The organism is Stutzerimonas stutzeri (assembly GCF_024448895.1).
Classification (GTDB): Bacteria; Pseudomonadota; Gammaproteobacteria; order Pseudomonadales; family Pseudomonadaceae; genus Stutzerimonas; species Stutzerimonas stutzeri_Q.
In genome coordinates this window covers 20,460-45,958 of sequence record NZ_JAMOIC010000025.1, presented here as the reverse complement: position 1 = coordinate 45,958, position 25,499 = coordinate 20,460, and the positions used below count along the sequence as shown (strand labels likewise).

Annotated in this window: 18 protein-coding genes and 1 pseudogene; 12 read left to right on the top strand and 7 right to left on the bottom strand. The window is 59.7% G+C overall.

Annotated features, from left to right (window positions below; all coding sequences use genetic code 11):
- Positions 1-149 precede the first annotated feature (149 nt).
- From NA619_RS21655 to NA619_RS21645, 3 genes and pseudogenes are all read right to left on the bottom strand, one after another.
- Positions 150-797, bottom strand: a complete 648-nt coding sequence (locus NA619_RS21655) for a pentapeptide repeat-containing protein (protein ID WP_255963862.1) — start codon at positions 795-797, stop codon at positions 150-152.
- Positions 798-952: 155 nt separating this feature from the next.
- Complete coding sequence (gene exaA, locus NA619_RS21650; protein WP_423836861.1) at positions 953-2,812, bottom strand: quinoprotein ethanol dehydrogenase; 1,860 nt, start codon at positions 2,810-2,812, stop codon at positions 953-955.
- 726 nt (positions 2,813-3,538) lie between these two features.
- Positions 3,539-3,772, bottom strand: a pseudogene (locus tag NA619_RS21645) (GNAT family N-acetyltransferase); the annotation flags it as partial.
- Positions 3,773-4,053: 281 nt separating this feature from the next.
- On the opposite strand from NA619_RS21645, the gene NA619_RS21640 reads away from it, so the two are divergent.
- The 3 genes from NA619_RS21640 to NA619_RS21630 all read left to right on the top strand — a co-directional run bounded on the left by NA619_RS21640 (position 4,054) and on the right by NA619_RS21630 (position 7,317).
- On the top strand, positions 4,054-4,584 hold the full coding sequence (locus NA619_RS21640) for a GNAT family N-acetyltransferase (RefSeq protein WP_255963860.1): 531 nt from the start codon (positions 4,054-4,056) through the stop codon (positions 4,582-4,584).
- A 135-nt stretch (positions 4,585-4,719) separates the two neighbouring features.
- Positions 4,720-4,992, top strand: coding sequence for a hypothetical protein (locus NA619_RS21635; RefSeq protein ID WP_255963859.1), 273 nt, complete (start codon positions 4,720-4,722; stop codon positions 4,990-4,992).
- Between the two features lie 438 nt (positions 4,993-5,430).
- Entirely contained in the window at positions 5,431-7,317 is a 1,887-nt protein-coding gene (locus NA619_RS21630; RefSeq protein WP_255963858.1) for a coagulation factor 5/8 type domain-containing protein, read from the top strand.
- Between the two features lie 88 nt (positions 7,318-7,405).
- Here NA619_RS21630 and NA619_RS21625 read toward each other — a convergent pair whose 3' ends face one another.
- From NA619_RS21625 to NA619_RS21615, 3 genes are all read right to left on the bottom strand, one after another.
- Complete coding sequence (locus NA619_RS21625; RefSeq protein ID WP_255963857.1) at positions 7,406-8,161, bottom strand: hypothetical protein; 756 nt, start codon at positions 8,159-8,161, stop codon at positions 7,406-7,408.
- Positions 8,162-8,247: 86 nt separating this feature from the next.
- Positions 8,248-9,189, bottom strand: a complete 942-nt coding sequence (locus NA619_RS21620; RefSeq protein WP_255963856.1) for a VOC family protein — start codon at positions 9,187-9,189, stop codon at positions 8,248-8,250.
- A 25-nt stretch (positions 9,190-9,214) separates the two neighbouring features.
- Positions 9,215-10,372, bottom strand: coding sequence for an alpha/beta hydrolase family protein (locus NA619_RS21615; RefSeq protein WP_255963871.1), 1,158 nt, complete (start codon positions 10,370-10,372; stop codon positions 9,215-9,217).
- 445 nt (positions 10,373-10,817) lie between these two features.
- Here NA619_RS21615 and NA619_RS21610 point away from each other — a divergent pair, with 445 nt between their 5' ends.
- Positions 10,818-12,743, top strand: coding sequence for a methyl-accepting chemotaxis protein (locus tag NA619_RS21610; protein WP_255963855.1), 1,926 nt, complete (start codon positions 10,818-10,820; stop codon positions 12,741-12,743).
- Positions 12,744-12,746: 3 nt separating this feature from the next.
- Here the strand turns inward: NA619_RS21610 and NA619_RS21605 are convergent, their stop codons facing one another.
- Positions 12,747-13,688, bottom strand: a complete 942-nt coding sequence (locus NA619_RS21605) for a LysR family transcriptional regulator (RefSeq protein WP_255963854.1) — start codon at positions 13,686-13,688, stop codon at positions 12,747-12,749.
- Between the two features lie 168 nt (positions 13,689-13,856).
- Here NA619_RS21605 and NA619_RS21600 point away from each other — a divergent pair, with 168 nt between their 5' ends.
- The 8 genes from NA619_RS21600 (at position 13,857) to NA619_RS21565 (ending at position 25,460) form a co-directional block, all read left to right on the top strand.
- Positions 13,857-14,981, top strand: a complete 1,125-nt coding sequence (locus NA619_RS21600; RefSeq protein WP_255963870.1) for an FAD-dependent oxidoreductase — start codon at positions 13,857-13,859, stop codon at positions 14,979-14,981.
- 84 nt (positions 14,982-15,065) lie between these two features.
- Positions 15,066-16,721 (top strand): DUF1302 domain-containing protein, encoded by a 1,656-nt coding sequence (locus tag NA619_RS21595; protein ID WP_255963852.1) that lies wholly within the window; start codon positions 15,066-15,068, stop codon positions 16,719-16,721.
- Between the two features lie 11 nt (positions 16,722-16,732).
- Complete coding sequence (locus NA619_RS21590; RefSeq protein WP_255963851.1) at positions 16,733-18,112, top strand: DUF1329 domain-containing protein; 1,380 nt, start codon at positions 16,733-16,735, stop codon at positions 18,110-18,112.
- A gap of 238 nt (positions 18,113-18,350) precedes the next feature.
- Positions 18,351-19,445 (top strand): WD40/YVTN/BNR-like repeat-containing protein, encoded by a 1,095-nt coding sequence (locus NA619_RS21585; RefSeq protein WP_255963850.1) that lies wholly within the window; start codon positions 18,351-18,353, stop codon positions 19,443-19,445.
- Between the two features lie 3 nt (positions 19,446-19,448).
- Positions 19,449-21,896, top strand: a complete 2,448-nt coding sequence (locus NA619_RS21580) for an efflux RND transporter permease subunit (RefSeq protein WP_255963848.1) — start codon at positions 19,449-19,451, stop codon at positions 21,894-21,896.
- 198 nt (positions 21,897-22,094) lie between these two features.
- Positions 22,095-23,303 (top strand): MFS transporter, encoded by a 1,209-nt coding sequence (locus tag NA619_RS21575; RefSeq protein WP_255963847.1) that lies wholly within the window; start codon positions 22,095-22,097, stop codon positions 23,301-23,303.
- Between the two features lie 31 nt (positions 23,304-23,334).
- Positions 23,335-23,925 (top strand): malonic semialdehyde reductase, encoded by a 591-nt coding sequence (locus NA619_RS21570; RefSeq protein ID WP_255963846.1) that lies wholly within the window; start codon positions 23,335-23,337, stop codon positions 23,923-23,925.
- A gap of 479 nt (positions 23,926-24,404) precedes the next feature.
- Entirely contained in the window at positions 24,405-25,460 is a 1,056-nt protein-coding gene (locus tag NA619_RS21565) for an alpha/beta hydrolase (protein ID WP_014821595.1), read from the top strand.
- The last annotated feature ends 39 nt before the right edge of the window (positions 25,461-25,499 follow it).

Below are 25,499 nucleotides of genomic sequence, written 5' to 3'. Positions count from 1 at the left end.
TGCATTGCGATCGAACTGCAGCCACTCGAAGCGGGTTAAACCGACAGCGCCAGTCAGTTAAGGAAGCGGATAATGAAAAGGGCTTCATTTCAGGCATTGATGGGGTAAGTTTTTAAAACGCATCGGCCATCATCCGATGGCTTCCAGCCTCAGTGCTCCCAGTCCACTGGACAATCGAGGCAGCCGTCCATGTAGGTACCTTGAAAAGTCGCATAGTGGCGACGTGAGCCGGTCAAAATTGCATTGGCGAAACTGGCATCGTTGAATTTTCCTTCTTGCAAATTGGCATCGGTCAGGTTCGCATGGTTGAGGTCGGCCTTGTTCAGCCACGCCATCTCTAGGTTGGCCGCTGTCAGCTCCGCACCTTTCAGCTTGGCGCCGCTCAGTCGAGCGAACTCGAGGTTGGCGGCCGTTAGATTAGCGCCCTCAAATCGTGCTCCCTGGGCGAACAATCCCCAGGCTTGAACGGCGACCAGCTGCGCATCGGTCAGGACCGCCAGACGCAGGTTGGCTTGTTGAAGACTGGCGCGGTTGAGAATGGCGCCGGTCAGGTTGGCATTCTCTAGATTCGCAAGGTCAAGATTGGCATGTCGGAGGTTGGCGCCGGTCAGATTCGCGTTGGCCAGATTCATCTTGCGCAAATCCTGGTTGCTCAGATCTGCACCGCGAAGATCGACATTCGCACAGTTGCTTTCCGGTTGGATGACACAACCGTTGAACGTTACACGTCGATCTTCGGCATGTAGCGACGCGCTGAGGAGCGCTGCGATAAGCAGCAGATAACGGGACAGGTTCATGGCTGTTCTCCACTGTTGGGAAACGGCGAAAAGGGGTATCAACGAAATGCGGCGCTGCTGGCCGGGACGATACATACGCTTAAGATCCGTCCAGTTCGCAGCATCCTGGCTGCTATGCAGACAGCTGTGCTCGGCAACCGAGCACAGCTGTAACATCAACGCTTGGCGGTCTGGTTGTCCCAGCTCGGGATCCGGAATACCCAGAACGAGCCACCTTGAGCGACCGGCTTTGTCAGTACTGCCATGTCGCCGCCCCACAGCGGTACGGCGCCGCCATAGCCGACCGTGACGCCGACGAATTGCTCGCCGTCCTGTTCCCAAGTGATCGGCGGTGCGATGATTCCGCTGCCAGTCTGAAATTTCCAGAGCTCCTCGCCGGTCTTGGCGTTGAACGCTTTGAGATAGCCATCACCGGTCCCGGTGAATACCAGATTGCCTCTGGTGGCGAGCACGCCCGCCCAAAGCGGTAATGGCTCCTTGTGCTCCCATGCCACCTTGCCGGTAGAGGGGTCCATGGCACGCAAGATCCCGACGTGGTCGTCATACATCCGCTTGATGCGAAAGCCCTGGCCAAGATAGGCGTTGCCCTTCTTGTAGCTAACCTCCTCGGTCCAGTAATCCTCTTTCCAATGGTTGGCAGGAACGTAAAACAGGCCGGTGTCCTGGCTGTAGGCCATGGGGTTCCAGTTCTTGCCGCCGAGGAAGGGGGGGGAGACTTCCACCGACTTGCCTCGCGCCTCGCCCGGCTCGGGCTTTGGCGGGCGCTGGCCTTCGTTTTCCACCGGTCGGCCGGTCTTGAGGTCGATATGGCTGGCCCAGGTAATGTTGTCAACGAAAGGGAAGGCGTTCTGTAGCTTGCCGTCCTGGCGGTTTACCACATAGAAAAAGCCGTTGCGATCAGCGTGGGCGGTGGCTTTGACGGTTTTGCCGTCCTTGTTTTTGTAATCGAACAGCACCAGCTCGTTGTTGCCGGAAAAATCCCAGGCATCGTTGGGAGTGTGCTGGTAGAACCATTTGACTTGGCCGGTGGTGGCATCGACCCCGACTTGCCCGGAGGTATAGAGGCTGTCGTAATCCTTCGGGTTGCCGCCGTTCGCGGTGCGTTCCCAGCCATTCCAAGGTGCCGGATTGCCCGCCCCAACGATGATGGTATTGGTTTCAGCATCGAAACTCGCGCTCTGCCAAGGTGCGCCGCCGCCCTGGCTCCAGGCTTCCTTCTTGCCAGTGGGTGATGACGGGTCATCCGGCCAGGAGGGCGCTTTGATATCACCGGTCGGCGTGCTCTCTTTGCCGTTCAGGCGGCCGATATGACCTTCGACGAAGGGACGCATCCAGAGCTCTTCGCCGGTATCCGGATCGCGCGCGAACAATTTGCCGACTATCCCGAACTCATCGCCGGAGCTGCCATGGATCAGCATGACTTTGCCGCTTTTTTGGTCTTTGATCAGCGTAGGCGCGCCGGTCATGGTGTAGCCCGCACCATGGTCGCCGAATTTCTTCTTCCAGACGACCTTGCCGGTGTCCTTGTTCAGCGCGACTACCTGGGCATCGAGGGTACCGAAGAAGATCTTGTCGCCATAGATAGCGGCGCCTCGGTTGACCACGTCGCAGCACGGACGGATATCGGCGGGGAGGCGGTGAGCGTAGCTCCAGAGCCGCTTGCCGGTTCGTGAGTCGAGCGCAAACACCCTTGAGTACGACCCTGTCACGTAGACCACGCCATCGTGGACGATCGCCTGGGATTCCTGGCCTCGTTGTTTCTCGTCGCCGAAGGAAAAGGACCAGGCCGGCGTCAGTTTGAAGACATTCTCTTCGTTCACCTGCGCCAAAGGGCTCCAGCGCTGTGCGCTGGTTCCCATGCCGTACTGCAATACGTTTTCAGTCGAAAGATGGTCGTTGGCAATGTCGTCCCAGGAGACATTCGCAGCGAATGAGATGCCGCTAAGCGTGAGTCCACTGGCTAGTACAACGATGGCGAGGGGGCATTTGCTGCCCACGAGCATTCTTGTTGTCATGGTTAGTTTCCCTTGGTCGATTCGAACGATGCCAGTCGCTGCGCTCCTCATTCAGGCAGCTGAGAGCGGCTGGCCAGGCGATTCGATTATCGAGAGAGCATCGTGGCGGTCGATACAGAAAAACTCCCGCTGATGCAGGGAAAAGTTCCCAGGTGGGCTGTGTCTTAGCCTTGCTACCTGGGTGCTGCGCAAGCGCCTCTATAAGGCCCTAACAGCAAGTGAGCAGAATCAGTCGAGCAAAGCAGGATCCTGCCGACCACACAAGACGACCACCATGCGCTCCGACTGGAGCTCTTGCTCGTGTATGGTCCGGTATGTGACATTGATAAAGCGGCTGTTGCCAGGGCAGTTTTCTAACGCTGGTGGTCGCCGAACCGTGCATAGCAAGCCGGCTCAAGGGCCGCACTCCAGGCTCGTCGGACAAGCGCTTAACCTGTCCGGCGAACGGAGGTACGGGCGCAGCGCACCCTTGAACCCACCCTGACACTAGTACTCTTCGCTAGGGATGAGAGGGATGCTCCACCCCCTATCATCCCTGGCCTCGCCGAGAGTTCCCGAAGGGCCGCCGGAGGCGCTGGTTGCGCTGGTTGCGCTGAGTCAATGTATGGAGCGCTAGGCTGCGTTCACTATACCGTCGGTAGAAGTGGTGGCTTCAGCTTTGAAGGCGTTGTTCTCGTCAAGCGCAAGGCTTGCTGCCGCTTTAGCGACCCGTGACTAGCTGAAGTATCAGACGAGAGCGTAGGTCTGGCGCATGGCCCATACGGAATCAGGATCTATCAGGCACCGCTCCATCACGATCGTTCGTTCCTCGCCGTGATAGGTCTCATGTACAGCTGAGTACCCGAGTTTCTGATAGAACCGCTCCGCGGTTACGGAGTAGGGAAACAGCAACGTCATGATTCCTAGGTCTGTTGCTCTTTGCTCGACGGTGCTCATAAGCTGGCTTCCAATACCTTGGTGTTGGTGGTTCTTAACGCTGCGATGATGACGTGGCTTATCGCCCGAGCATCAAGTTGAACAGCCTCTCTGATCTCAATTGCCATCCGATCCTCGGTTCATAAGCGCAGTAGTTTTCCAGCGTGATATCCCAGCGAGGTGATGCCCGCCTCTCGCCGATACGGAAGACGGGGGGAAGCAATCTTAATTAGTCGGTAGGATTCCAGCCGTATATATCGTATTGCCAATGTGTGTTGCGCTCTAGCCAAATAGGGTGCCTGGCCAGTTAGCAAATAGGTTTTGTCATGCTTGAGGTACGTTCGGTAGTCGTTGGCGATTGGCAGGAGTATCGAGACATAAGGCTGCGCGCGCTTCTCGATTCGCCGGATGCTTTTGGGAGTACCTACGAGGCGGAAGTGGTGAGGACGGATGAGCAGTGGCAGGCCCGTATCGCTGCTGCCAGCATTTCCGGCAACGACCGAGTTTTGTTTGCGATGTATCACGAGAGGGTGTGTGGGCTGACATGGTGCAAGTTGTCCGCATCAGTACCCGAAGAAGCCGATCTGTTTCAAATGTGGGTAGACCCTGCCTCGCGTGGAGCAGGCGCAGGCCGTGCATTGCTAGCGGAATCGCTTGCCTGGGCCAGGAACATTGGCGCACGTCGTGTTCGGTTGGGCGTCACCGCTGCTGACAGTCCAGCGATGCGTCTTTATACCGCTCACGGGTTTCGTCCGGCTGGCTCCTTGGAGCCGTTACGCGACGGCTCCTGTCTCTTTATGCAGGAGATGGTGTTCGAGCTTGAACAGGGCCCTTCGGCTTATTGCCAAGCGACGTAGCCTTAGTAAATGAACGCCTTTGGGCCTTGGAGCCGGTTGACGAAAGCGGGTATCAGCAGCAGAGCATCACACAGGCATGTGTTGGTCTTACTATGGGGTCGTCAAGCGCTGCCCGAACGGACGGGAGGAAAAATCATGACGAACGCTGATGAGAAGGGGCTTTCAGAGAAAGCCACACGCGAACTCGAAGCGCAGATCCCGCTCATGGCCTCGATCGCGACAAGACAGGCTTATCAGCGAGCCAAGTCCACCGGCCAAACCGTCGTGGTGTCCAGAAACGGTTTCATTGTCGCTGAACTTGCCGACGGCTCGGAGCAAATTCTTGGTGTATCGCAACCTCGTCGAAAGGTGAAGGCCGGCGTCGCCCACAAGTTGGGTGCTGGAGCCGCCAGAAGTGCCGGTGCCTAGGCTCCGTGTGTTCGCCGGGCCAAACGGGTCCGGCAAAAGCACCATCAAGCACATCCTCGCCCCCGAAGTGATTTATACCTCAGCCGCCCATGGCCAACTGCGTCAACAAACCGCAAACGGCCTCTCGGCACGAGCCGTCGTTGGCAATGACTATAGCGAGACGAAGCTGATATCGGTCCACACGATACCTGCTAACGGCAAATACGATTAGCCCCACTGTGTGATGCAAGTCACCTTGAAAGTGTCGGGCCGGCATCCCTCATGCAGATGCGTGCCGGTTCGGCGCGTTCGCGATCGACATGTTTCGCTTGCTTGCTCAGTGTCGCGAGCGCAGTGCCTTTAACGACAATAAATACAATGGTTAGACAGGTGCCTCAAACAATGCCTATCAGAACTTTGATGAAAAGCGGTATTGCAGTGGGACTAGCAAGCTCGCTCATGATTGGACTTCCACCGGCCACTGCAGCACCCGGCAAGGTGGCGCAAGCAGCTCCTGACTTCGGACCGAACGTCACTATCTTCAACCCGAACACTCCCGTCGAAACGATCAACGCAACCTTACAGCGACTCTCTCAGGAGCCCGAGTTCAGCGAGAAGCGCACCGCAGTGTTCTTCATGCCAGGTACTTATGGCAGCGCAGCGGGACAGGACGATCCTGCGACCGCAACCGGTATCGTGAACTCCGAAGTGGGTTACTACACGGCGATCTACGGCCTTGGGCATTCGCCGGAAGAGGTCCGTATTAACGGGGCGCTGCATGTCGAACCACGGCAATTCAACCCCGCCGGTAATCCCCAGGACGACTCGCTGGAATCAAACTCGCTCACGCAGTTCTGGCGCTCGATGTCGAACATCACTATCAATCCTATCCAGCGCCCGGTAGGGGAGGACGCTCAGCGTACTTATCCTGAGGGCATCGCGCCGCCCCACACGCTTCGCTGGGCTGTCTCACAGGCCGCACCGCTGCGCCGGGTCAACATCCTCGGCAATTTGGAGCTGACTGGCCGATATGGTGCCTACGCCTTTGGTACCTATATCGCTAACAGCAAGATTCAGGGCTCAGTCATCAGCGGAGACGGCAAGGTCGAGAAAGCCCAGGCGCACTGGTATACCCGCGATAGCGTGATTGGTCAGTGGGAGGGCCGCGCGGCCAACTATCTATTCTCGGGGGTGCATGGCGCGCCAGCGACTAACTTCATGCGGGACGGAATCACCAGCCTGTCGACGACACCCGTATCCCGAGAGGCGCCGCATCTGTTCGTTACCAAACAAGGGAAGTTCCGCGTCTTCGTGCCTCACGCCAAGACCCACTCCCAGGGCACGGATTGGGCCGTGTCGGCCCGCAGTGGCCAGCAGATGCCCATCGAGAAGTTCTTTATCGCCAAACCCGGCGATAGCGCTGCGCGGATCAACGCAGAACTCAGGAAAGGCAAGCACCTGATATTCACGCCGGGCATCTATTCACTGGATCAGTCGATTAACGTAAACCGTTCCGGTACCACTGTGCTAGGGCTCGGTTTCCCATCGTTGATTCCAATGAATGGAACCGCGGCGATAGAGGTTGGCAACGTTAACGGTGTGGTGCTATCGGGCCTGACGATAGATGCCGGCCCCGTGCGTTCCGATGTGTTGCTAAGAGTTGGCCAGCGCGGTAGCCATGCCGGGCATCCCAACGATCCGACCACGCTCAGCGACATGTTCATCCGAATCGGTGGACCTTTGCTTGGTACAGCGACCACTAGCGTTGAGGTCAACAACAACAACGTGATCCTGGACCACAGCTGGTTTTGGCGCGGCGACCATGGCACCGGCACAGCGTGGAACGAAAACGTCGCGGATCACGGGCTTGTCGTGAATGGTAATGACGTGACGGCCCTGGGCCTGTTTGTAGAGCACTACCAGAAGCACCAAGTGATCTGGAATGGCGAGCGTGGCAGGACGCTGTTCTATCAGAGCGAGATGCCATACGACCCACCCAGCCAAGCGGCCTGGCGCAATGGGAAAAATGAAGGGTTCGCGTCTTACGTAGTGGCCGACCACGTCAAGTCGCACGAGGCGACGGGGCTGGCTATCTATACCTTGTTTATCACGGGGCAAAATATCCACGCGTCCAGTGCTATCGAGGTGCCCGCTTCGCATGGTGTAAGACTGAGGTCCATCACCAGTTCCGTGATCGATGGCGACGGCGGTATCCAGCATGTGGTGAACGATTACGGCCCGGCGTCTCTGGCTGCGATGCCTAACGATGAAATCTACCGGATGCGCTCGGTTGTCAGACTAAAGGAATACCCGCCGCATTTCCGTGGCACACATCAGCGTCGATAACACGTCTTAGGGACGAAGGCCGAACCCGCTAGCGGGTTCGGCCTTTGCCATGCAGTGATGTAGGGGATCCGAGCGTTCGGAAAGCCCTTCAGCGGGCGGTGGCGGCTTCGGCGCTCGTGCACGCTCCATCCTTCAGCAGCGGAGTGAGCCTGGCTGAAATGCTCGAGGTATACCGATGTACGCTGTCATGAATCCAAGCTGAGCGGTTGTCCAGCAGCCCAGGTCGTATGAAACGGTAATCCCTGAGGCTTCGAGCCAGTTGTTTGCTGCAGGTTGGAAATTGCTGCTGGGCTTCGGAAAAGTCTTCGATGATTGCAGTGTCCAGCGTTGCAATTGGATCTGAGGCATCGCGCAGCAAGGGTACCGAAAGCGTACTGAAGGTCCTTAGCTGATAGTAGAAGTTGATCCGAGCGAGGCGAAGCATGATGTCCGAGACAGGGCTGCTGCCGTCAGCGGCTTTGCGCTCCTCGATAGCGACCGTCGAGTCGAGCTTCGTATGTGCATCGAGGATGGGATTTATCCAGGTCGCAAGCCTGTCGCGATCGGCAGAGCCGGACGTTTCGAGTGCACTGATCCTACCTTTGAGAACGCTGAAGGCAGACCTCAACTCGGGATTACCCGCGCGCATCGAAAGCCGCTCCAGCTCGTTCAGCCTTTCGCTATAGGCGCTGCGGTGCGCGCCGTGGTCGGTTAGCGAGGCGATAAGATTCGGATTGTTGTAGACGAGCAGGTGGCTGACCATTTCATACCCGACTATCCGGGCGCGACAGTGGTCAAGATCTGCCAATGCGGGAGTGGTGACGGAGAAGGAAAGAACTACCGAAAGCAGTGGGCGAAGGTCCATGGTGATTCCTTTCGTATGACTTTGCGGTGGGCGGTGAAGCCCTAGCAAAAAGCCCCGGTGTGTTCAGGCACGCGGGGCTTGTTTGATTAATGTTGCTGGGCTGGACCAGGGCCGCCCGGTGCCCACTTCGCACGATGCTCGAACAGGAAGTACTGCGAGTCGTCCGCGCCCAGCGGGGCCTCGCGCGCGGTCCAACTGTCGTCATGCAGGTCCATGTCGGCGTCGTACTCGACATGGCACCCCAGCGGGCTGTTGAAGTACCAGAACCAGTTTGAACCCAGTTGGTGCCGACCCGGCCCCCAGAACGACTCGTAGCCCTTGGCGACGAAGCGGTAACCGGCAGTCATCACTTCGGTCGGGCCGGCCATGTGGAAGGTGAAGTGCTCAATGCCCTTCATGAACGGCGGCGTCTGGATCAGGAATAGGGTGTGATGATCCTGCGTCCCACCCGGTCGCAGGAACGGGCCGACGCCGACGAAGCGGTCGGTGCATACGAAGCCGATGCGTGTATAGAAGGCTTCAGCCTTGGCAAAATCCGGCACGTAATAGACAACATGCGACAGAGTGCGCGGCAGCGCAGGCATGTCGTTCGTGCAACCCAGATGATTGGTTGGGCGTTGCGGTACGTCGCCGGGCGCATTGACTCGCTCGGCAGGCATGTCGAGTGGTTGGCGAGTGGTGATCTGGAAGCCTAGCGCAAAACCCATGTCGTCGACGCAACGCAGTACGCCGTCATCGCCTCGACCAACTGTGCGGTCCTTTGAAAGCTCCTGCTCGATCGCCTGCAGCGTGGCCTCGTCGGCTACGCCATAGACGGTTTCGCGCAGCATGGTTCCCGTTTCCATGGGTGCAGGGAGGCTCGAATCGCTGCGGTGGCGTATTACGACTCCAGTACCATCCAGCGCCTCCAGACGGCCGCCTTTATCGGTCACATCGATGGGCTTGAGGCCGTAGTCGATCATGTACTGACAGCAGGCTTCGACGTCATCGACGCCGAAGACCAGGTAATCCGGTCCGATGATATTCATTTCAATCTCTCTTATTGTTTGTTAGTCAGGCCGTGCGGCCGCCAAGTGTTTCGGCAACCCAGTCAGCGATGTACTGGCCGGCATTGATCGAGTTGTCGAAGCTGGAGTGCTGCACGCCGCCTTCACGTTCGGTGAATATCTTCAGTTCGCGGTTCGGGCTGTTCACCAATTGCTCGTAGGTGCGCTGCGCCCACTTGAGCGGGATCTGCGAGTCCTTTTCGCCGTGGGTTACGAGGAAAGGCACCTTGATCTTTTCCACCACGCCATCGAGGTGTACGTTCTCGGCGATCTGCATGAACTCCTCGACGTCCTTGCCGCCCCAGACCCAGCGCACGTGCTCCCAGTAATGCGGCACAGGGAAGCTGCCTTCCTTGTCCAGGCGACGCTTCTGTACGTCGCGCCAGTCGTGGTTGGCGCCCCAAACCACGCCGCAGGCGTAGCGTGGCTCCATGGCTACCACGCGCGGGCAGTAGTAGCCGCCCAGCGAGACGCCTTCGCAACCTATGCGGCCCGGGTCGATGTCTTCTCGCGCGGCAAGCCAGTCGTACACCACGCTGCCCCAATGCTCGGCGTCGTAGCGGGCCTTGAGATCATGTAAACGAATGGCCTCGCCGGTGCCTGGCTGGTCGATAACCAGGGAGGCGACGCCGCGCTTGGCCAGCCAGGCGGGCATGCCGACGCGGTATTTCATTTCCTTGGTCGAGTCCAGGCCGTTGACCTGAACCAATACCGGCTGACGACCCTGCACGCCCTTGGCGCGCACGTAGAGAGCGGAAATCACCTTGCCTTCGTAAGGTATCTCTACGCGTTCGCAGTTCTCTTTGGACAGGGCGATACCGCGCTGAAACGTCTTGAGAAAGCGCTGGTACAGCTCGGTCCGACCCGGTGCGCCATGCGCCTGCAAGCGTTCGCAGGTGAGGTAATAGGTGGCGGCACGGTTGTATTTTTCCCCGGCGGATAGCAGGCGACCACGTTCTTCATCCTCGCCAGCCAGCGCGCAGAGCTTGTCGCCCATCTTTGCCCAGGTCTCGCGAAAGGCCTTGGTGCCCGCTGCATCAGGCTGTTTGGAAGCTTCCAGCAGGGGTTCGCACATCTCGACGACCTCACCGATGCGCGCGCCCATTTCCATGGCGAGGCAGACGGAGAGGTTCCAGACGTAATTAGTGGGGAAGTAGCGGAACATCGGCGTTTCCTTTTTCTCGTTCTTATATGGGCTCAGGTCGCGCTGGTGCTCGCCAACAACTTCAGGTTCGGCCAGACGCACCCGTGCACCTATTGCACATGGCGATTTGCAGCTGGCTGGAAAACTCGCACGCGACAACCCGTCGTACAAATCGCTTGTCGGGATGCCAGCCATCGGCAAACGCGATAGTTGCAGGCATCGTCAGGCGCGATAGCTCGCATCCACATCGCTGATTGGTTTGCAGTCAGCGCGCTGGATAGGCTGCCTCGGTCGTGTGGATGCGTGACGCGTGCAAAACAAGAACAACAGTATGTCCTCGCTCCGTCCCTTGTCCGTGGCCGTCGCCCTGACGACGAGGCCTGCGCCTCGATCTCGCTGTTTAGCCTTTTGCGTGCTGCCCGTGGCCGTCCCGCGCCTGAACGGAATCGAACGATCGAGGTGAGCCATGTTGAATCGAGTACTCGGCAATCTGTCTGTAGGCGCCAAACTGTCGCTTGGCTTTGGACTGGTCTCGCTGTCGACCCTAGCGGTCGCGGCGACCGCTTTCATCGCGCTGCATGTGCTGGATGAACGCCACGAGGCGATGCGCGAGGCCAGCTCAATCCAGAGCCTGATGCAGCAGGCAAGAGTCGCGGAGAAAGCGTTCGGCCTCGAGCTGTCTGGCGAAGCGGCTGAAAAGGTTGGGACGTTGGTCGGTGATCTGCTTGGTTATCAGCAGAGCGGTGTGCTGACTTCTGACGGCCTAGCGGCGGCGCAGCGCTATCTCGACCAGTTTGGTCGCTATGTTAAGGCCCAACAGAATGCCCGTGCGGCTCGCCTGCGCATGCAACAGACCGCAAAGACGCTCGGCGAGCGGTTCACCCTGGTCATGCTGGATCAATTGGATGCCTTGAACCTTCTGGCTGAACAGGGGCAGCCGGCCGATCCGCAGCGCATGTTGCAACTAGAGCAGGCCTCTACATTGCGAGATCGCCTGGCTAATGTCCGTGACAGCGAACTTTACTTCACGCTGGAGAACAGCGAGGCGGTGCTCAGCGATTGGCTGACGAGGATGGCGGAACTGCGTTCCTATGTGGAGAGTCTCGCTCGTCAACTCGACGGGGCAGAGCAGCAATCCCTCGAGCAGGCTCGCGAAGCGTTTGAAGGATATGGCCAGGCATTCGAAGGTTTTGCCAGCAGTCGTGCCGAAGCACGGGAAAGTCAGATTGCCATGTCCGCAGCGGCGGACGAGGTCAGCGAAATGCTTGCAGTCGCAAGCAAGGCCCAAGAGCACGCAGCCAACGAGCTGGCGCTGCGTGTTCAGCGCCTGCTCGCCACTATCGTACTGCTGGCACTGGCTTTTGGTACTGGAGCCAGTCTGCTGATTCGCCAGCTGATCCTTCGGCCGCTGCGTGAGGTCGTGACACTGACGGGGCGGGTGGCAGCAGGCGATCTGGCCGCGCAGGTCGATGCGCAGGGTCGACGGGACGAGCTGGGGCAGTTGCTGACTAGCGTCGGCGCCATGCTGGAAAGCCTGCGTGGGTTGGTTGGTCGCATTGGTGAAGGTGTCGGCCAACTCAATCATTCATCCGGCAGCCTGGTGCATGTGGCCGAGCGAACCAGCGAAGGCGTGGGATGCCAGCGCGCAGAAGCCGATCTGGCCGCGACAGCCATGCAGCAGATGACTGCAACCGCCCAAGACGTAGCGCGTAACGCGAGCGAAACGCGTGACGCCGTAGAGCAAGCTGACCGGCAAGCTCGTCGCGGCGATGAGCTGGTGCGCCGCGCGAGCGTAGGCATTGATCGATTGGCCACTGAGATGCACGGTTGCGCCGAGTCGATGCAGGCGTTGTTACAGGAAAGTACGGCAGTGGGCAAAGTACTGGACGTGATTAACGCGCTGGCTGAACAGACTAACCTACTTGCACTCAATGCCGCGATTGAGGCCGCTCGGGCTGGTGAGAATGGCCGTGGCTTTGCCGTAGTTGCCGATGAAGTGCGCAACCTAGCCCAACGTACTCGCGCGTCCACTGGCGAAGTTGGAGGAATAATTCAGCAGCTCCGAACGGTGGCCGACGAAGCTGCCGCGCGATTGCAGGGTAGCCGTGCTCTCACCGATGAAAGCGTGGCCCTGGCGAGTCAGGCATCCGAGGCATTGCGGGAAATCGCCGCTTCGGTGGCGGTGGTCGGGCAAATGAGCCAGCAGATCGCAGCGGCAGCCGAGGAGCAGAGCGCCGTCGCCGAGCAAGTCGGCCAGAGCATGGCGCGCGCCAGTGACGTGGCGGAGCAAAGTGCTCGCGCGTGCCGTCAACTGGACGTCTCGATACGTGAACTGAGGCAGGTGGGCGATGTACTGAATACGGCGGTGGGGGGCTTCCGCACTGCCAGTTGATGCTCAGGCGGTTTCCGCCAGTGGCCGCTCCAGCTCCGGTGAAAGCACCTGAGCGACCTGGAAAATCTGCTCACGCACCCAGCGCAGCATCGGGTCACGATCCATGCTGCGGTGCCAGACCAGATACTCCTTGATGGTCGGAGTAGGCACCGGCGTCGGCAGCATGCGCAGCGGCCAACGCTCGGTATACAAACGCGCCAATCGGCGATGCATGGTGGCGACGCGCTGGGTGCCGATCACCAGCTGCGGCAGCGTATTGAAGTCGTGAGTGATTACCTCGATCCGACGCTGGCAGTTGTACTGCTTCATGAACCATTCCTCGACGGCAAGCTGACGAGTTCGGCCGAAGCTCACCGCCACGTGCCCCATCTCGAGGTACTGCTCAACGCTGATCTCGTCGCTCACTAGCTCGTTTTCCTGCCAAACCACGCAGACGTGATCTTCCTCGAAGAGCACCTGCGAGGGCTGATCGTCCGGAAGGTAGTGATCCGGAATTACCAACAGGTCGACCTGGCCGCGGTTGAGCGCCTGGAAAGTCTGCTCGCTGAGCGCAACCATCTCGAAGGTGACCTGGGGCGCCTGGGCGTTGATATGCCTGATCGCGTCGCTGAGTAGCACGCTGATCACATAATCCGAAGCGGCAAAACGCAGGTGACGCTTGCTGGTCGACGGATCCAGCATCGGTTTTGCTGTGATCGACGACTGGATCGTCATCAATACTTCGCGCACCGGCTGCTCAAGATCGAGGGCCAGGGCGGTTGGCATCATCTTGCGGCCTACCTGCACAAGCAGATCGTCTTCGAAGTAGGTTCGTAGCCTGGCCAACACGCCGCTGGTGGCGGACTGTGTCATGTGAAGGCGTTCGGCTGCGCGGGTAATGTTTTGCTCTTCCAGCAACACATCCAGTGCTACCAGAAGGTTGAGATCGAGATGGTGAAATCGCATTGCTGGGCCCCGCTTGTTGTATTTATTTTCGCGATACTTTCCATCCCAACTCACAATTAGTCAAATTGTCGCGCCCCCCCTTAGTTTGTTCTCCATCGCGGTAGCTGACCGGGACAGCGTCCCCACGTACCGCTGACGTCCATGAACAACAAGAACAAGGGAAGCAGCATGCACGAGGTGAAAAAGGTTTTGATCGTGGGGGGCGGTATTGGTGGACTGTGTGCCGCCATCGCTTTCCGGCGTTGCGGAGTCAACGTAGATCTGGTCGAGCTCAAAACCGAATGGACGGTTTACGGCGTCGGGATCATCCAGCAGAGCAACGTGGTACGCGAAATGGCGCGGCTCGGCGTGCTTGACGACTACCTGGGTGCAAGCTACGCGTTCGAGGATGTGGCCATCTACAACCTCGAAGGCCAGCAGATGGTACGCATTCCGGGCAAGCGCCTCGCTGGCCCGGAATATCCTGCCAACGTCGGCGTCTCCCGGCTCGCCCTTCACCAGGTGCTGAGTCAGCGCGCTATCGGCCTTGGTGCGCAGGTTTCGTTGGGTACGACGCTGGAAAGCTTCGAGCAGGATGAAGACGGCGTCGACGTGACGCTCACCAATGGTGAACACGGGCGCTACGACCTGGTGATCGGTGCCGATGGGGTGTACTCCAAGGTGCGCGAAATGCTCTTCGGTGACACCTACCAGCCACGCTTCACCGGACAAGCCGTCTGGCGTTACAACTTCCCACGCCATACCAGTATCGACCACCTGGCCAGTTACCAGGGCGCCCAGGGCAACGCCGGCCTCGTGCCGCTGGCTGGGGACCTGATGTACATGTTTTCCACTTCCCACGAGCCGGGCAATCCTTGGATGGACCCGTCGCGCCTGGCCGAAACCATGCGTGATCGCATCCGGTTCGTTGGCGGCCTGGTAGGGGAGTTGCGCGAGCAGATTACCGACAACAGCCAGGTCGTCTACAAGCCGATGGAAGTGGTGTTCGTCTCAGAGGACTGGTTCAAGGGCCGGGTTGTCATCATCGGCGATGCCGCCCATGCCGCAACGCCTCATTTGGGGCAGGGCGCTGGCATGGCCATCGAGGACGCCATTGTTCTGGCCGAGGAAACGGGCGGAGCGGGCACCATGCAGGAGCGGCTGGAGCGCTTCATGGCGCGCCGTTACGAACGCTGCAAGTACATCGCGGAAAACTCGATCCTTGCGGGCGACAAGGAGATGGAGCAGGACCACACCTTCGACCGAATCGGGCTGGTCATGGAGATGCTTCAGCGCACCGCCGAACCGATATGACCCAGGCGATAGCCTGAAATCCGCACGGGTTGCCCTCGTGCGGATGCGTGCTAACACCGACAACAACAATAAGAGGGACTAAACATGGCAGCTTCCACGAATCAACCGCTTCGCTCGTATCGACTGGCCGTGCCCAGCGCGCTTGCACTAGCGGTGGCCATGGCGAGCACAGGCGCCAAGGCCATGCCGATTGATGTCGGCAACCCAGACCTGAACGTGCGCTGGGATAACACCATCAAGTACAGCAATGCCTTTCGCGTTGGTGATCAGGATGATGCATTGATCAGTGATGAAAATCAGGACGACAGCAACCGCAATTTCGACCGCGGGCTGGTCTCCAATCGCCTTGATCTGCTCTCCGAACTTGAGGTGATGTACGGCAGCGACTTCGGGCTGCGCGTCTCGGGTGCCGCGTGGTACGACAGCGCCTACAACCGAGGCACCGACCACGACAATCCGTCGTCCTGGAACTTCCCAGGCACCGATTTCGCCGAATGGCAGAACGGCGTGAAGGACCTGCACGGCCGTGATGCCGAGTTTCTCGACTATTTCGTCATGGGCCGTTTTGACCTGGGTGGCCGCAACCTGACTGCGCGTTTGGGCCAGCACTCGTTGCTGTGGGGCGAGAGCCTATTTTACGGCGCTAACGGCATCGCCGGAGGCATGCAACCGGTAGATATCGTTAAGGCACAATCGGTACCCAATACCCAGTTCCGCGAGCTGATCCGCCCGGTCGAGCAACTCTCGGCGCAGTTCGACATCACCCCTGACGTCACCCTGGCGGCCTACTATCAGTTCGAGTGGGAAGGGCATCGCCTGCCCGGTGCCGGCAGTTACTTCAGCACCGGCGACATTATTGGTGACGGCAGCGAGCGCCTTCTGCTGGGGCCGCAGCCCTTTGTGCCGAGTATTCCAGTGCGCTACAACAAACCGAAGGACTCGGGGCAAGGCGGGGTGAGCCTACGCTTTCGCCTTCCCAACGGTAATGCCGAGTACGGGCTGTACGCCATCCGCTACCACGCCAAGACCGGCCTATCCCACATGAGGGTCGGGCCGGGTACGCCGCTTCCAGCACCGTTCGGGCCGGAGCAGTTCGAGTGGAACTACGGCGAGAACATCAAGGCATTCGGGGCCAGCGTCAGCAATACCTTTGGTCCGGTAAACCTGGGCTTCGAGATATCCACCCGCCGCAATTCCCCGCTGGTATCCAGTAATGTCAACGTCCTGCCGGGGCAGGTCGTGGATAACGATAACAACGCCACCTTCGCCAAGGGCAACACTCTGCATGCGCAGCTGTCCTGGATTGCCACACTGCCCAACAACCCGGTCTTCCGCGAATCCAGCTTGGCCGGTGAAGTCGCCTGGAACCGTGCGCTCAGCGTGACAGACAACGCCGAGGTGGTTGATCCCAACACCACCCGCGACGCCTGGGGCTTCCGTATGGTGTTCACCCCGACCTATCGTCAGGTTCTGCCTCAACTCGATCTTTCCGTGCCCGTGGGCATCGGCTATAGCCCCAAAGGTGCGTCGCGTGCGGTCGGAGCATTCGGCGTTGACCGTGGGGGTGACTTCAACGTCGGCGTAAAAGGGACCTGGCTGCAGGACTGGAACTTCGGCGTCACCTACACCAACTACTTCGGCTCGCGCGGCCATTTCCTCAACACGCGTAACGAATACAGCTTCGACCAGCCACTGGCAGACCGCGACTTCGTTTCGGCCTTCATCAGTCGCACCTTTTAAGGAGTACCGCCATGACAACAATGAAAAAGACCGTACACCTGGCCATCGTCTGCGCACTGGCAGTCAGCCTACCGCACGCCTTCGCGGCGGTTAGCCCGGATGAGGCGCAAAAGCTCAAGGGCAACGAGCTCACTCCAATGGGTTCCGAGCGCGCAGGTAATGCTGCCGGCACTATTCCCGCCTGGGATGGTGGTCTGACTGGCAGCGGTAGTTATGACGGAAAGGGAAAACGGCAGGATCCTTTCGCTAAGGACAAGCCGCTCTATTCGGTAAGCGCTAGCAACATGGGCGAATATGACGCCGTGCTGACCGAAGGCACCAAGGCGATGCTCAAGAAGTACCCCAGCTACCGGATCGACGTGTATCCGACCCGCCGCAGCTTCGCCGCGCCCCAGTCGTTCTATGACCACACCTTCACTAACGCGACCCGAGCCGAGTTGGGGGCTGCGCCAAGCTATTCGCCTACCGGCGCGTTTGGCGGTGTGCCATTCCCGCTGCCTGAGGATGCCAACGAGGTGATGTGGAACCACATGCTGCACTGGCGTGGTTATGCCTTCGAGCAACCCATGACCAATGCCTTGATCAGCGAGGATGGACGCCACGTCACCACGGCCGTAGGCAATTCGCAGGTCCAGATGCCCTATTTCGATCCGAAGGGTGATCTGGAGACCTTCGAGGGCAAGCACAATCGTGACTACTGGCTGTTCCGCATGGTTAACGAAGGTCCACCAATTCGTGCCGGCGAAGCCATCATCGGTCGCGAAAACATGGTGCCCGACCAGACGCGTACCTGGGTTTATCTGACGGGCCAGCGCCGCGTGCGCATGCTGCCCAACTCCTGCTGCGATACGCCCACTCCTGCCGCCGCTGGTGTGGCCGGCTTCGATGACCTCCAGGTATGGCTGGGTCGGTTGGACCGCTTCGACTGGAAGCTGGTCGGCAAGAAGGAAATGCTGATCCCCTACAACGCCAACAAAAGCCAGCTGGCGCCGGATGTGGATACGCTACTGATGGAAAACCACCTGAACCCCGACTACGTGCGTTGGGAACTGCACCGCGTATGGGTGGTTGAAGCCAACCTGCGCAAGGGCCAACGCCATACAGCCTCGAAGGGTACTTATTACATCGACGAGGACAGCTGGCGCGCCGTGACCGGGGAGCGATACGACGCCAAGGGTAACCTCTGGAAAGTGCTCTTCAACTTGCCGGTCGTGGCACCCGAGCTGCCAGGGTTCGTCCAAGGCCCGCATGGCTTCTATGACCTGATCGCTGGCACCTGGTATGCCAGCAACCTGGAGGCCAATCATCCTGGCAGCCTGGTACTGAAGGAGGGCGGCTGGCCGGATTCGCAGTTCACCGCCTCGTCGTTGACTGGCTCCAGCCTGCGCTGAGTTTGAGAGGTGGGGGTCCGGTCCTGCCCGGACCTTCACTTCCAGGTATCGCTCGTCGCGATAGGTCATATCTCGAAGATCAATTAGTCAAATTCTGCGAGAGGCTCATAGCGTCTCAGCAAGCTGAACTGTGTCCCGCTCTTCACTCCGGCCAGCCTGGTCTGGCAGCTGGAGGGCGGCCGCAGGTCACTCGACCGGGGACCGTACCCGGCGAATAACAACAACAAAGAGGTTGCCTATGTTCGTGCTTCGTTCCGCTGCGCCATTGCGGTGTGCGCGCTTGACCCTGCTCGCACTGATTTGCGCGGCGCTCTCCGGCGTAGTGACCGCTAGTGAAAGCACTGACGTACTGACCCAGCCGGCGGTGCTCATCCCCCAGGCGCAGCAAGCAGTATTGCTCGGTGTTGCTCGGGTCGGAGAGCGCCTGGTCTCGGTGGGTGAACGGGGCGTCATCCTGATCTCTGATGACGACGGCGGCAGTTGGCAGCAGGTCGAGGCGCCAGTGAGCGTCACTCTGACCGCGGTGCAATTCGTCGACGAGCGTCACGGCTGGGCGGTGGGCCATGCTGGCGTTGTGTTGCACAGCCGCGATGGTGGCGAAAGCTGGAGCTTGCAGCTGGACGGTAAGCGCGCGGCGGCAATCGAACTCAAGGCGGCGCAGGCCGACGGCGTACCCGCCGAACGTTTGCAGGCAGCTGAACTGTTGGCCGCTGACGGCGCTGACAAGCCTTTGTTGGCGTTGCACTTCAGTGACTCCCAAAACGGATTAGTGGTCGGCGCCTATGGCCTGGCGCTTCAGACAGGTGACGGTGGCCGGACCTGGCAGTCGATCATGGGCCGCGTACCGAACCCGGCAGGCGCTCACCTTTATGCCGTGTCGCAACGGGGCAGTGAATGGTACCTGGCCGGCGAAATGGGGTTGGCGGTGCGCTCGCTGGACAGCGGTCAGAGCTACGAACAGCTCGAGACACACTACGAAGGCAGCTTTTTCGCCCAAGGTTTGCTGCCAGGTGGTGAGCTGGTACTGGCCGGCCTGCGCGGCACGGTGCTGATGTCCCGCGACCGCGGTGAGACGTTCGAGCAACTGAGCAACCCGATCCCTATTTCCATCAACGCAGCCATGGTCGACGGCGGCCAACTGGTGATGGCCAATCAGGCCGGCGGGCTGCTGCGGGTGTTTGGTAGCGGTCAGGTCAAGCCAATAGGCAAGGCCGACTCGCCGCTGGCGGCAATCGTCGAGGCGGGGAATGGGCAGCTTGTAGGCGTCGGCTTCGCCGGTGCCGTGGCTCTTGCGCCGCTTGATCCCACCACTGCCCACGCGTCTGCGGAGTAAGTCATGTCATCGTCATTCAACCGGTCCACTGAGCAAAATGCGTTCGACTCGGCGTCCGGTTCGCTCCTGGAACGAGCGCTGTTCAACCATCGCCGTCTGGTCATGCTGTTCTGCCTGGCCGTCACCTTGGTGCTGGGCTGGCAGGCGACCCGCCTGGAGTTCAACGCCAGCTTTGAAAAGATGATTCCCACCAATCATCCTTACATCGTCAATTATCTGGAGAACCGCCGCGAGCTCAGCGGCCTGGGCAATGCCGTGCGCATCGCCGTGGTGAACAAGCAAGGCTCGATCTACGACGCCGACTACCAGCAGGCGCTGCAGCAGCTGAGTGATGAGATCTACCTGTTGCCTGGCGTCGATCGGGCTTTCATGAAATCACTTTGGACTCCCACCACACGCTGGGTCGGCGTTACAGAGATGGGGCTGGAAGGTGGGCCGGTCGTCCCTGATGGTTACGACGGTTCCGCCGGAAGCCTCGAGGCGCTACGGCGCAATATCGAGCGCTCCAACGAGATCGGCCAGTTGGTGGCCTTCGATCAGCAGTCGAGCATCATCTATGTGCCGCTCATGGCCAACACGCCAGACGGCCAGCCGCTGGATTACAGCGCGCTCTCGGAACAGCTGGAAAGCCTGCGCGAGAAGTACCAGAGCGACAGCCTGGAGATTCGCATCACGGGCTTTGCCAAGGTCGTCGGCGATCTCATCGAAGGGCTCCGGCAGATCCTCTTCTTCTTCGCCGCTGCCCTGATCATCACCGGCCTGGTGCTGTTCTGGTATACCCGCTGCCTGCGCAGCACGCTGCTGGTGATGGGCTGCTCGCTGGTCGCGGTGGTCTGGCAACTGGGGCTGTTGCCTCTGCTGGGCTACCGGCTTGACCCCTATTCGGTTCTGGTACCTTTTCTGGTGTTTGCCATCGGCATAAGCCATGGCGCACAAAAGATGAACGGCATCATGCAGGACATCGGCCGCGGCCTGCACCGGCTGGTGGCGGCGCGCCTGACTTTCCGCCGTCTGTTCATCGCCGGGCTGACTGCGCTGGTCAGCGACGCGGTGGGCTTCGCCGTGCTGATGTTCATCGACATCCCCGTTATCCAGGACCTGGCCGTCACCGCCAGCCTGGGCGTGGCGATGCTGATTCTCACCAATCTGGTGCTACTGCCGATCCTGCTGTCCTTCCTCGGCGTGGACGCACAAGCGGCTGAGCGCAGCCTGCGTTCCGAGCGAGCGGATGAGCAGGGTGGGGCGCGCCATCCAATGTGGCGCCTGCTGGACCGTTTCACCACTCGGCGCTGGGCGCTGGGCTGCGTGATGGTTGCCTCGTTGCTGGCCGTGGGTGGCTACATGGTCGGACTGAATCTCAAGGTCGGCGACCTGGACGCCGGCGCGCCGGAGCTGCGCGCTGACTCTCGCTACAACCAGGACAATGCCTATATCACCTCCCATTACGGCGCGGGCAGCGACGTGTTCGCGGTGATGGTCAAGACGCCGGTGGGCGCCTGCTCGGCCTACGAGACGCTCAAACGTGTGGACGATCTGGACTGGCAGTTGCGCGCATTGCCAGGTGTGGAATCCACCAATTCCCTGGCGCTGCTCAACCGCCGTGTGCTGGTCGGCCTGTCCGAAGGCAACCCCAAGTGGTACGAGCTGGTGAACAACCAGGCGACCCTCAACATGATCACCTCCAGTGCGCCTCGCGGCCTGTACAACGAGGACTGCAGCCTGCTAACGCAGTACGCCTACCTCTCCGATCACAAGGCAGACACCCTGACGTCGGTGGTCGACACCGTCGAGGCTTTCGCCGCTGAGCACAACAGCGAGCAGGCCCAGTTCCTCCTTGCCGCTGGCAGTGCAGGCATCGAGGCGGCTACCAATATCGTGGTCAAACAGGCCAACCGGGAAATGCTCTGGTGGGTGTATGCCGCCGTGATCCTGCTGTGTCTGATTACTTTCCGGTCCTGGCGCGCCGTGGTCTGCGCGGTGCTGCCACTGATGCTCACCTCGATCCTCTGCGAAGCGTTGATGGTCTACCTTGGCATTGGCCTGAAGGTCGCGACCCTGCCGGTAATAGCCCTGGGTGTCGGCATCGGTGTGGATTACGCGCTCTATGTCATGAGCGTGGTACTGGCCCAGATGCGCGCTGGCGCGAGCTTGTCTCAGGCCTATTACCAGGCGCTGGTATTCACCGGCAAGGTCGTGATGCTGACCGGCGTCACTCTGGCCATCGGCGTCGGCACCTGGATCTTCTCGCCGATCAAGTTCCAGGCCGACATGGGGGTGCTGCTGGCCTTCATGTTCGTCTGGAACATGGTCGGCGCGCTGCTGCTGTTGCCTGCGCTGGCATGGTTCCTCTTTCCATCGGCACGCCGGGCGGGTGAAGCGGCACAGGAATCGTCGCCACGGTCCAGCGTATCGAGCGGCCAGGCGTTCAAGGCCCAACCCTCCAACAGCTGAGGTTCAGGCAGGACGGCTGCACGCCAACTGTCCTGCCTGACACTCACCTCACAGGCTTCACCCATAACAACAAGAGGGGTTCACTCATGAGTACCCGTGTGCGCGTTATCGCCTGCTGTCAGGCCGCCATCCATGAGCTGCGACTTGGCATAGCCCAGTTCGGCTGCGTATTCGCTCCCGGCTCAGAGGGCGACCGAGATGATTGACAGCGCCGCTTCGCGCAACGCAGCCTGGCCACAGTCATCTTTGTTGCTGTTCGGTAGCTGCCTGTCGGTGCTGGCCGCCGTGCTCATTGCACCGTTGCTGCCGGCGATACAGCGAGACTTCGGCGACACCCCTGGCGCAGCAGTTCTGGTGCCGTTGCTGATTTCCCTACCGGCATTGATGGTAGCGCTGGTGGCACCTTTCGCAGGCATCATTGCCGACCGCGTCGCACGCAAGCCGTTGCTGCTGGGGAGCTTGGCGCTGTACACACTGTTCGGTCTGATGCCGCTGTGGCTCGACTCGCTCTACCTGATCGTTGCCAGCCGCGCTGGTATCGGATTGGCCGAAGCCGGCATCATGACCTGCTGCACCACATTGATCGGCGACTACTACAACGGCGCCCGCCGCCAGCGCCTGCTTGCTTTGCAGATGGTCGCGACTTCATTGTCCGCGGTGGTCATCATTACCGTGGGCGGCTTCTTAGGTGCCGACAGTTGGCGCACGCCCTTCGTGCTTTATGCCGTCGGGCTTCTCTTGTTACCGCTGGCTGCCTGGCTGCTCTGGGAACCACGTCGTGACAAACCCATGGGCCCGGTGCAAACCAGTAGCTTTCCCTGGAAGCCGCTGTTGCCGCTTTACGCGCTGACCCTGCTAGCGGGCATGAGTCTGCTGATGGTGCCGGCACAGGCTGGTTACTTGCTGGGTTTACTGGGTGTCGAGCGGACGGACCTGATCGGCATGACCATGGGCGCCAACCAGCTCGCCGTGGTTGCCGGTGCGCTGAGCTTTCGCCTACTGGTCCGGTATAGGCTGGATTGGCTATTACTAATCGCCTTTTCGCTAACGGGAATCGGTGCACTGCTGATGGCTATGGCCTCGGCGCACCCCGCCGTTGTGGTGGCCGTGATCGTCAACGGGCTGGGAATCGGCTTGATGCTGCCTACGCTAATCACCTGGATCATGGCCCAGGTCGGCGCCAGCCATCGCGGCCGGGCTACGGGCGGCTTTACCTCAGCCATGTTTGCCGGCCAGTTCCTTAGTCCCTTGGTGATATTGGCGGTTACCGGAGGGGCGCTTGTGGCATTGCCGAAGGCCATCGCCGTAATGGGCGCCCTGCAACTGCTGGTCGCGCTGATCTGCCTCGGTGTCCCGCGGCTGGGCGGACTCGCAGTACGTGCAGAAGCGCCCGGCCACGCGCACTAAAGTCGGCTGACAAATTCTTACGGAGACCCGCATGACCCAACCCCTTGCCGCCGAAACCCTCGACCAGCTCTTTCTCCAAGCACGCTCCCACAACGGCTGGCTTGAACGCCCGGTAAGCGACGACCAACTGCAACAACTCTGGCACTTGATGCGTCAGGGCCCAACCAGCAACAACTGCAGCCCGGCACGCATTGCCTTCGTCCGCACGCCCGAGGCCAAACGACGCCTACTGCCCGCGCTCAAAGGCCGCAACGGTGAAAAGATGCTCGCCGCGCCAGTCACCGCGATCATTGCTTACGACACCCAGTTCTTTGAGCGCCTGCCAGAGCTCTTCCCGGCCTACGACGCCGCCGCGCCGTACCGCGACAACCCACAAGCCGCCTTCATCGCAGCCCTACGCAACGGTAGCTTACAAGGCGCCTATCTCATCCTCGCCGCCCGCGCGACAGGACTGGACTGCGGCCCCATGTCCGGCTTCGACAACGCCATTGTCGACGCAGAGTTCTTCCCCAACGGGCAGTGGAAGAGCAATTTTTTGTGCAGTTTGGGGTATGGGAACCAAGAGAACCTGCGGCCGATTGGACCCCGGTTAGGGTTTGAGGAGGCTTGCGTGTTGATCTAGAGACTTGTTCATCTAATTGATGGGTCAGAGTTGCTTAGTAATTGGATTGAGGTTGTTCTTGAAGATGGCCGCTTAGCCGTAATCGTCTGGTTTCGGCCAATAGCGGACTGTAGGCGTCCACCATTAGACGCTTACTCCTGTCGACCATCTTCGACTCAAAGCTGCCAGTTCGGACTGACGTCCGGGACCAGCTGATGCTGAGTATTGTTGCACCACAGTCGTCATTGGTTGCTTTAGCAATCTCATACCTTCCGACTGGAATGACAACAGCTGCAACCTCTCAGATATTTATGCTTATTACGCATGATTGCATTCCAACTGATGCCCTTTATCGATCAATCGATAGAACGATACCGTGAACGTGGTTGCCAAGCACTGAGCTGAAGCTGCTAACCCCTCTGGGGCATCACCAGCACAGGCTTGGTCGTACTGGCCGGTATCGCTGATATCTCGAAGCAAGAATCGATAGAGGTACGAAGATGAAACACACCATTTTGAAGGCTGCGCTTTTTGGGGCGGCTGTCGGCATATCGGCAGGCGAGCTCTATGCAGCAGACTACAAACAGAACCCATTCACCTTGGTGTACGAAGGTGCGATCACCCAGAACGAGGCGGGGAAGGTACACATACATCCGGTCACCTACAGGCTCAATGGGCTGGATATTTCCGCCAACGTTTACACCCCTGCCAACTACGACCCAGCGAAGACCTATCCTGCCGTTGTCGTGGCACATCCCAATGGCGGAGTGAAAGAGCAGGTCGCAGGCCTGTATGCGCAACGCCTCGCTGACCAGGGTTACATCACCATCGCGGCGGACGCAGCCTATCAGGGCGCCAGTGGTGGCGAGCCCCGCAATGTGGATAAACCCGCTTACCGTATCGAAGACATCCACGGTATGGCAGATTTCATTACCAACTATGCCGGCGTCGATCAGCAGCGGCTTGGCCTGCTCGGCCTCTGCGGTGGCGGTGGCTATTCGCTTGCCGCAGCGACGACCGACAAGCGATTCACATCCATCGCCACCGTAAGCATGTTCAACTCTGGGCTTGTACGCCGCAATGGCTATAACGACTCGCAGCTCGACACGATACCGCAACGCCTGCAACAGGCGTCGGATGCCCGCTCTCAGGAAGCAGCAGGCGGGGAAGTTCTGTATGCCGGCGATGCGAACCTCACCGATGAGCAGATCGCCAAGCTGCCTTTCGAGCTGTATCGGCAAGGTTATGAGTATTACTGGAAGACTCACGCCCATCCTAACTCGACCTTTAAATACACCATGAGCAGCCTGCTGGACCTGATGCGCTTCGACGCGACCGATCAGATCGAGCTGATCGACAAGCCGCTTCTGATGATCGCCGGCAGTAAGGCCGACAGTCTCTATATGTCCGAGCAAGCATTCGCTAAGGCAACCGGAACGCAAGACAAGGAACTGTTCAAGATCGAAGGCGCTACCCACATCGAGACCTACTGGGTGCCCGAGTATGTGGACGCAGCTATGAGCAAGCTGACCGCGTTCTACGAGAAGACGCTCTAGCCAGACTGTACAGAGTTGAGTGGGTATCAACGAGATCTT

Excerpts from the sequence above, each read along its gene's own strand:
- NA619_RS21655 (WP_255963862.1), bottom strand. The coding sequence starts at position 797 with ATGAACCTGTCCCGTTATCTGCTGCTTATCGCAGCGCTCCTCAGCGCG.
- exaA (WP_423836861.1), bottom strand. The coding sequence starts at position 2,812 with ATGACAACAAGAATGCTCGTGGGCAGCAAATGCCCCCTCGCCATCGTT.
- NA619_RS21640 (WP_255963860.1), top strand. The coding sequence starts at position 4,054 with ATGCTTGAGGTACGTTCGGTAGTCGTTGGCGATTGGCAGGAGTATCGA.
- NA619_RS21635 (WP_255963859.1), top strand. The coding sequence starts at position 4,720 with ATGACGAACGCTGATGAGAAGGGGCTTTCAGAGAAAGCCACACGCGAA.
- NA619_RS21630 (WP_255963858.1), top strand. The coding sequence starts at position 5,431 with ATGATTGGACTTCCACCGGCCACTGCAGCACCCGGCAAGGTGGCGCAA.
- NA619_RS21625 (WP_255963857.1), bottom strand. The coding sequence starts at position 8,161 with ATGGACCTTCGCCCACTGCTTTCGGTAGTTCTTTCCTTCTCCGTCACC.
- NA619_RS21620 (WP_255963856.1), bottom strand. The coding sequence starts at position 9,189 with ATGAATATCATCGGACCGGATTACCTGGTCTTCGGCGTCGATGACGTC.
- NA619_RS21615 (WP_255963871.1), bottom strand. The coding sequence starts at position 10,372 with ATGTTCCGCTACTTCCCCACTAATTACGTCTGGAACCTCTCCGTCTGC.
- NA619_RS21610 (WP_255963855.1), top strand. The coding sequence starts at position 10,818 with ATGTTGAATCGAGTACTCGGCAATCTGTCTGTAGGCGCCAAACTGTCG.
- NA619_RS21605 (WP_255963854.1), bottom strand. The coding sequence starts at position 13,688 with ATGCGATTTCACCATCTCGATCTCAACCTTCTGGTAGCACTGGATGTG.
- NA619_RS21600 (WP_255963870.1), top strand. The coding sequence starts at position 13,857 with ATGCACGAGGTGAAAAAGGTTTTGATCGTGGGGGGCGGTATTGGTGGA.
- NA619_RS21595 (WP_255963852.1), top strand. The coding sequence starts at position 15,066 with ATGGCAGCTTCCACGAATCAACCGCTTCGCTCGTATCGACTGGCCGTG.
- NA619_RS21590 (WP_255963851.1), top strand. The coding sequence starts at position 16,733 with ATGACAACAATGAAAAAGACCGTACACCTGGCCATCGTCTGCGCACTG.
- NA619_RS21585 (WP_255963850.1), top strand. The coding sequence starts at position 18,351 with ATGTTCGTGCTTCGTTCCGCTGCGCCATTGCGGTGTGCGCGCTTGACC.
- NA619_RS21580 (WP_255963848.1), top strand. The coding sequence starts at position 19,449 with ATGTCATCGTCATTCAACCGGTCCACTGAGCAAAATGCGTTCGACTCG.
- NA619_RS21575 (WP_255963847.1), top strand. The coding sequence starts at position 22,095 with ATGATTGACAGCGCCGCTTCGCGCAACGCAGCCTGGCCACAGTCATCT.
- NA619_RS21570 (WP_255963846.1), top strand. The coding sequence starts at position 23,335 with ATGACCCAACCCCTTGCCGCCGAAACCCTCGACCAGCTCTTTCTCCAA.
- NA619_RS21565 (WP_014821595.1), top strand. The coding sequence starts at position 24,405 with ATGAAACACACCATTTTGAAGGCTGCGCTTTTTGGGGCGGCTGTCGGC.